The organism is Rhizorhabdus histidinilytica, from assembly GCF_900167915.1.
GTDB classification, from domain to species: domain Bacteria; phylum Pseudomonadota; class Alphaproteobacteria; order Sphingomonadales; family Sphingomonadaceae; genus Rhizorhabdus; species Rhizorhabdus histidinilytica.
This window is the reverse complement of record NZ_FUYM01000035.1, coordinates 1-5,699: the sequence shown is the minus strand read 5'-3', so window position 1 is coordinate 5,699 and position 5,699 is coordinate 1. Positions and strand designations below refer to the sequence as shown.

At 60.8% G+C, this 5,699-nt stretch carries 7 protein-coding genes; 3 read left to right on the top strand and 4 right to left on the bottom strand.

The window, feature by feature from the left end; all coding sequences use genetic code 11:
* Nucleotides 1-385: 385 nt before the first annotated feature.
* A complete protein-coding gene (locus B5X82_RS25795; RefSeq protein ID WP_013044867.1) occupies nt 386-778 on the bottom strand; it encodes a hypothetical protein in 393 nt (130 codons plus the stop codon).
* A 1,292-nt stretch (nt 779-2,070) separates the two neighbouring features.
* Between B5X82_RS25795 and B5X82_RS25785 the strand changes: the two genes are divergently transcribed.
* Both B5X82_RS25785 and B5X82_RS25780 read left to right on the top strand, forming a co-directional pair.
* The gene (locus B5X82_RS25785; protein WP_013044873.1) at nt 2,071-2,292 is read left to right on the top strand and encodes an antitoxin MazE family protein; all 222 of its coding nucleotides are present in this window, start codon (nt 2,071-2,073) and stop codon (nt 2,290-2,292) included.
* The gene (locus B5X82_RS25780) at nt 2,289-2,609 is read left to right on the top strand and encodes a type II toxin-antitoxin system PemK/MazF family toxin (RefSeq protein WP_013044872.1); all 321 of its coding nucleotides are present in this window, start codon (nt 2,289-2,291) and stop codon (nt 2,607-2,609) included. The genes B5X82_RS25785 and B5X82_RS25780 overlap by 4 nt, the downstream gene beginning before the upstream one ends.
* 10 nt (nt 2,610-2,619) lie before the next feature.
* On the opposite strand, the gene B5X82_RS25775 is transcribed toward B5X82_RS25780, so the two are convergent.
* A complete protein-coding gene (locus B5X82_RS25775; RefSeq protein ID WP_013044871.1) occupies nt 2,620-3,060 on the bottom strand; it encodes a hypothetical protein in 441 nt (146 codons plus the stop codon).
* On the bottom strand, nt 3,053-3,328 hold the full coding sequence (locus tag B5X82_RS25770) for a hypothetical protein (protein ID WP_013044870.1): 276 nt from the start codon (nt 3,326-3,328) through the stop codon (nt 3,053-3,055). Before B5X82_RS25770 ends, B5X82_RS25775 begins: the two co-directional genes overlap by 8 nt.
* A 167-nt stretch (nt 3,329-3,495) precedes the next feature.
* On the opposite strand from B5X82_RS25770, the gene mobQ reads away from it, so the two are divergent.
* Entirely contained in the window at nt 3,496-4,719 is a 1,224-nt protein-coding gene (mobQ, locus tag B5X82_RS25765; RefSeq protein ID WP_013044869.1) for a MobQ family relaxase, read from the top strand.
* A 122-nt stretch (nt 4,720-4,841) separates the two neighbouring features.
* Here the strand turns inward: mobQ and B5X82_RS25760 are convergent, their stop codons facing one another.
* Nucleotides 4,842-5,528 carry an outer membrane protein gene (locus B5X82_RS25760; protein ID WP_020820097.1) on the bottom strand — a complete coding sequence of 229 codons (687 nt, stop codon included), beginning with the start codon at nt 5,526-5,528 and terminating at the stop codon, nt 4,842-4,844.
* Nucleotides 5,529-5,699 lie beyond the last annotated feature (171 nt).

The window sequence follows — 5,699 nt, the reverse complement described above, 5'->3', positions numbered from 1 at the left end:
TAAAACTATGGCCGGCCGTTGTGCCGGCCTTTTTGTGTGGCCGCGACGGCTTACGTAGCGCAATCCCTGGCAGAGAAGCTGGCGCCGACGTCCCTCAAGCTCGCCTACCGTGAATCTGTGGCCGAATAATGCACAGGGGCCTTGTCGGCTTCATCCTGCGCGAAAGCAGGCGTAGCAAGAGCGGCAGACGCAAGAACGGCGCAAGTAATAATCTTCTTCATTAATAAACCCCCTAAGTAAACACGAAACATGACTAATTTTCGCGACCCTAGCGGGGGGGGGGGGGGTAACTGCTAAACTAAAAAATACAAGAAATATTTTGAGGTCAACTGAGTTTTTTCTAATATGTTGCGAAACCGCAACAATTTTCTCAATGGATTCATCACTATCCGCTAGGGCTGTCGCCCTGGCGGCCGAACAGGCGCGACCAGAAGCCGGGGCGGGAGCTGGGCTGCGAGACAGCGCGCTGATCGGTGAGGGCGAGCCGTTGGGCTTGCTCCCGCCAAGCGTTCCGTTCTTCACGCAGTTCGGCAACCTGCTCCCGCAACAGCCTGTTTTCAGCCTGTAAACCGGGGGTGTCACTGCCTGTTATGTTAGGCTGTAAAGGTTGCTGCACCCCATTTACAGGGGGCCAGACACGAAATAGCTCGACAGGTTCAATGCGCCATTCGCCGTTATCGGATTTTTCGGCGGAAACCCGGCCTGTCTTGATCGCCTTCATGAGCGTTTGGCGGGTGACACCGACCTTTTCGGATGCTTCTCTTAGGGTGATACCCATGATGTCACTCGCTGTTAAGTCGGCCTGTATAGTATCTATATATCGGTTGCATCGTCAGGGGGAGAGGCATCGGGCGCGCGGAGCCTGTTTCCTAGGCCGATGACGAGCTGGGATAGTTCCTCTTGCATCGCCGGATCGAGGTTCTGCTGTTCGGTGGCGGGCAGATCAGGCTCAATTCCATCTAGGAACGGTTGCGAAGGAGGGGGAAGTCCGTCGCCGTGCGGTAGCTGACGCTCACCTATCGGGGGAAGGCGGCGTAGTGGTTCTTGCTTGCCCAAAGTATCGCGGTCCGGCTGTTCGCTGTCGGAGACGACGACAGTTGCAGAAAATAGGCTGTATCTTAGCCCTTCACGTGGTCCAGACCAAACAACTCTATCGTTCAACACATATGCGTTGACAGTGCCGTTTTCACCAATCCGCCTGACTTCAATCCAATTTCCAGAAACAAGTGCAGTTATTGCTGTCTTAATAGTTGTAATTGATCTAACCCCTAGCAATTCTGCTAATGTCTTGTGACTTACTACAACAGCATTATTATCTCCGACCCGAGCGGCAAGCAGATGTAGTAAGGCCCCAGCCTTGGGGTTTGATGCGCTTAAGCGCGCCCAAGCCTCATGCGATGCACGGTCAGTCTGGACCCATCGGCTAGGCTGAGGCTTGGTGGCGGGCAAGGTGCGCGTATCTGTCACAGGGGTGTGACTCCAGTGTCGAGAAATCGGACATAGATTGGCTAGGGGCAGTCAATCTATGTCCGATTATCGCCAGAAAATTATCAAAAATCAACGTCAATTATCGACAATAAATTGGTGAAAATCGACAGACCCTAGCCAATCAGCTACTGGCTACCCCTAGCCAATCAGCTACTGGCTACCCCCCCCCGCCAACACATTGAAATTACGCAATAAAAAATCTCGCCCTTCTATATGATCTAAAGGGGGTGCAAGCGCGGACCTAAGCGCTGGCGAAGCAGCCCCTTTAGATAGGAACAAAAAGTGAACAATGAGCGCCGCTAATCGCGGCGCGCGTTATGGGTTGGAGACGCCCAGCTCATACGGTCGCATATTCCCGCAAAGGGCAGTTCCTACGGCAAAGTTCCTACGGGCTATCAGGGGGTGTAGGAGGCGATTTCCGGCCCGTAGGACGCAGGGAGGCGCTTGGGGGTGGCTTTTGTGCCATCCAAAGGCTCGGCGGCGCCCCTGCGGGACGCCAGAGGCAAATCGGAGTGAAGGAACTTGCGGGGGAGCAGTCAAAGAGGTATCATGTAACTTAGCATGATACCTATGGAGATTCACATGGCCGCGATCAAGCAAAGGGCTGACAAGGTAGATCGGCACCGCCAGCGGATGCGTGCGGCGGGGTTTCGGCCCGTCCAATTCTGGGTTCCCGACACGCGCGGGGCTGACTTCGCGGAGCGTGTGCGCCAGCAATGCTTGAAGTTGAAGGGCGACCCGGCGGAGCTGGACGCGCTGCGGTTTGTCGAGGAAGCGGCGGCGCAGGTCGAGGGCTGGCAGTGAAGCGAGGCGATATTGTCGCGGTTTCGTTGCAAGGTGACTACGGCAAGCCTCGCCCGGCCCTCATTGTGCAGTCGAATCTTTTGGCCGAGCTGGAAAGCCTCGTGATCTGCCCGATCACCAGCGCCGTGCGCGACGCTGCCTTTCGCATCACCGTCGAGCCGGACAACGCCAATGGGTTGCGTGTGCTCTCGCAGGTGATGGTGGACAAGCTCTCGACCCTGCCCCGCTCGAAAATCAGCAAGCCTTTCGGGCGGCTTGACGATGAGCGGATGAAGGCCGTGGACCGCGCCTTGCTCCTTGTCGTCGGGCTGATTTGAAGGGCGTCGGTCATTCCCTTGCCTGCAACGGCACCCAGTCGCCTTTGCACTTGCCTGTTTTGGCGTCCCATCGTGCGGTGCAGCCGTATAGCCGCTGTTCAATCTTGGGTTCCTTCGCCCACTGGTAGGCGAGGGCCGCGGCGAAGATCAGGCCCAGCCCGATCAGGGCGGCCGAGAGCCATTCCTTCAGCCGGTCCCACCATATCCCGGCACTGACCCGCTGGAGCTGCCCCGCCACGCGCTGGAGATCATCGACCGCCGTTCCCATCCGTTGCCCCCATTCGAGGCGCTGGCGGGCGTCCTGCTCGATCCGCTGGACCAGCGCGGCCGACTGCTGCGCGATCCCATCGGCCCCGGCCTGCCGCATCGCATCGAGCAGGACGCGATAATCCGCGCCGGGATCGGCAGGGGGCGGGGCGTCGAACTCAGCGGGGTCTAACGGGTCAGGCATCGGCGGGGCCGCCCTTGAAGGTCCAGCCATCGAACGCCTTGCGATCCTGATCGCGGCTGATCCGGCCCATCAGGTCATTGAGGCGGGATTCCCATGCGGGGTCTTTCATCGCGGCATCGAGGAGCAGGCCGCCGAGGATGATCTTGCGGCGGGCGTCCTGTTTGCGGTTCAGGGTGGCGGCGCGCGCTTCCAATGCCTGCAACCGGGCCTTGGCCTGTTCGACCTTGCGGCGGGCGTTTTCGATAGCCTCTGGCGTCGGAGCGGCCATGCACAATCCTTTCGCTGAGTGATATTGATAGCACCGGACCCGACTGAACGAAAGAGAGGAAGGGCGCACTTATGCAAACTTGCGTTTGCGTGCGGGAGGGGATACCCCTCCACCCCAGCGGGCTATCGCCCGCGCCATGCTCCCGCATGGCAAGGTAGGGCGCGGCGATGGCGAGTTTCCATCTTGCGGTGAAGGCGATAGGCCGTTCCGCCGGTCGCAGCGCGACGGCGGCGGCAGCCTATCGTGCGGGCGTCGAAATCACGGACGAGCGCACCGGCCTCGTCCACGATTACACCCGCAAGCAGGGCGTCGAGCATAGCGAGCTGATGTTGCCGACCGACGCGCCGGAGTGGGCGGCCGACCGCGAGCGGCTATGGAACGCGGCCGAGCTGGCGGAGACGCGCAAGAACGCGACCGTGGCGCGGGAATATGAAATCGCGCTGCCCGTCGAGCTGTCGGCCGACGAGCGCCGGGAGCTGGCCTTGGGCCTCGCGCGGGAAATCAGCGAGCGGCATGGGGTGGCGGTGGACGTGTCGATCCATGCACCTGGTCGCGAGGGCGACCAGCGCAATCACCATGCCCACCTGTTGACGACGACGCGCCGCCTTGGCCCTGAGGGGCTGGGGGAAAAGACGCGCGAGCTGGACCAGAAGCAGAGCGGCGAGGTCGAGCGGTGGCGGGAACGATGGGCCGAGATGCAGAATCGGGCGCTGGAACTGGCGAACGTCCCCGACCGGGTGGACCATCGCAGTCACCAGCGGCAGGGGATCGAGCAGGAACCCACCGTGCATATGGGGCCGAGTGCGACGGCGATGGAGCGGCGGGCCGAGCAGGTGGCCGCGCGGGAAGGGCGGGCCTATGAGCCGGTGACGGCGGTAGGTCAGCACAACGCCGGCGTCGTCGAGCGGGCCGGCCTGCGCCAGTATATCGAGCGCGGGACGGAATGGCTGCGAGACATGGGGCAGCGGATCGCGGGCAGGCTGCACGATGTTGCGGCCAGCTTGAGCGGTGCGGTCGAGCGCGATCGGCGCGAGGCGGCCGAGGTGCAACTCGCCCGCGAAGCGCAGGAGCGTCTAGCCGCCGATCGCGCCCGTCAGGAAGCGCAGGAGCGCCAGCAGGTGCGGGAACGCGAGCGGGTGGCCGAGAAGTTCAATACCATCGCCGGGAAGCGCGAGGCGGGCGCGCATGGCTATGGCGACCATAACAGCGACTGGAAGGCGACCCCGGAAGCGCTCCGCAAGGCGGTGGACGCCTATAACGGGGCCAACCAGCACACCAAGGATCTTTATATCGAGCAGATCCAGCGTGAACCGAAAATGGCGCGCGCCGTGGGTCAGCTCATCGGTGAGCGGGAGCTGATCCTGCAACGCGACCGGGGCATGAGCTTGTGACGGCGATATACGATCCGATCATATATGATTCGGTCGCATATGATCGGATCGTATAGCCAAGAAAAAACCCTCCCGCAGAGCAGGAGGGTTTCTCACTTATCGCGATTTGAGAGGGTCGCGGATCAGAGCGTAAAGCGCAGACCGACCTGAAACAGCGAAGCCTTGGTTTTACCGAGGCGATATTCCACGTCCTCGTCCCCGAAGTTCAGCTTGCCGCTGCCGGTCTGACGATAGGTGTAATCGGCGGTCAGATCGATGCCCTTCGTCACCTTCACGGCTGCACCGGCGCGGAGCTGCCATGCGAAGCGAACCGAGCCGTCATCCTCGCCCAGCGCCTTGAGGTGTGAGCCGACCGCGCCGAGGCCCACGCCGACATAGGGCTTGAACGTGTTGCCGCCGAGCGGAATATCGTAGGTGACATTCGCCATCACGGCGAGCTGGCGCAGCTTAGCGACGGAGCCGTTGGTCGCGCTGATCGTGGTGCCGTTAATGTCAACGCCGTCCAAATCATCGACGCTGATAATGTCGAGTTCGCCAAGACCTTCGACAACATCGGAGAGGTCCTCGGCCGTGATCGCGGTGCCGTTCAGGCTCTTGAGCGTGATGCCCTTCACCTTGTTGCGCTGATAGGCCAGTTCGAGGCCGACGCGGACGCCGCCGAAATCATAGCCCAGCTCACCGCCAAAGGTTGCAGCGGACTTGGTGTTGAGCTTCGTGTCGAGGCGATTGTTCGGCTCGGACCATGTGTCGATGATGGCGAAATCGGGATTGTTGAGGTCAGCAACGCCGGTGCGAAGTTGGAAATACATACCCTTGTCGGCCTCTGTACATTATTCGGACACAGATTCACGGTAGCGGCTTGATGAGCAGCGGCATGAGGCCATCGGCATCGAGGTCGAGGCTCTCGGACCAGATATAATCGCCGGTGAGATTGATGCGGTCCCATCCCAGCGGCGACAATCGGGACAGCATCAATCTCA

Bases quoted from the DNA above. Each gene is read 5' to 3' on its own strand.
- B5X82_RS25795 (WP_013044867.1), bottom strand. From the start codon at position 778: ATGGGTATCACCCTAAGAGAAGCATCCGAAAAGGTCGGTGTCACCCGC.
- B5X82_RS25785 (WP_013044873.1), top strand. From the start codon at position 2,071: ATGGCCGCGATCAAGCAAAGGGCTGACAAGGTAGATCGGCACCGCCAG.
- B5X82_RS25775 (WP_013044871.1), bottom strand. From the start codon at position 3,060: ATGCCTGACCCGTTAGACCCCGCTGAGTTCGACGCCCCGCCCCCTGCC.
- B5X82_RS25770 (WP_013044870.1), bottom strand. From the start codon at position 3,328: ATGGCCGCTCCGACGCCAGAGGCTATCGAAAACGCCCGCCGCAAGGTC.
- mobQ (WP_013044869.1), top strand. From the start codon at position 3,496: ATGGCGAGTTTCCATCTTGCGGTGAAGGCGATAGGCCGTTCCGCCGGT.
- B5X82_RS25760 (WP_020820097.1), bottom strand. From the start codon at position 5,528: ATGTATTTCCAACTTCGCACCGGCGTTGCTGACCTCAACAATCCCGAT.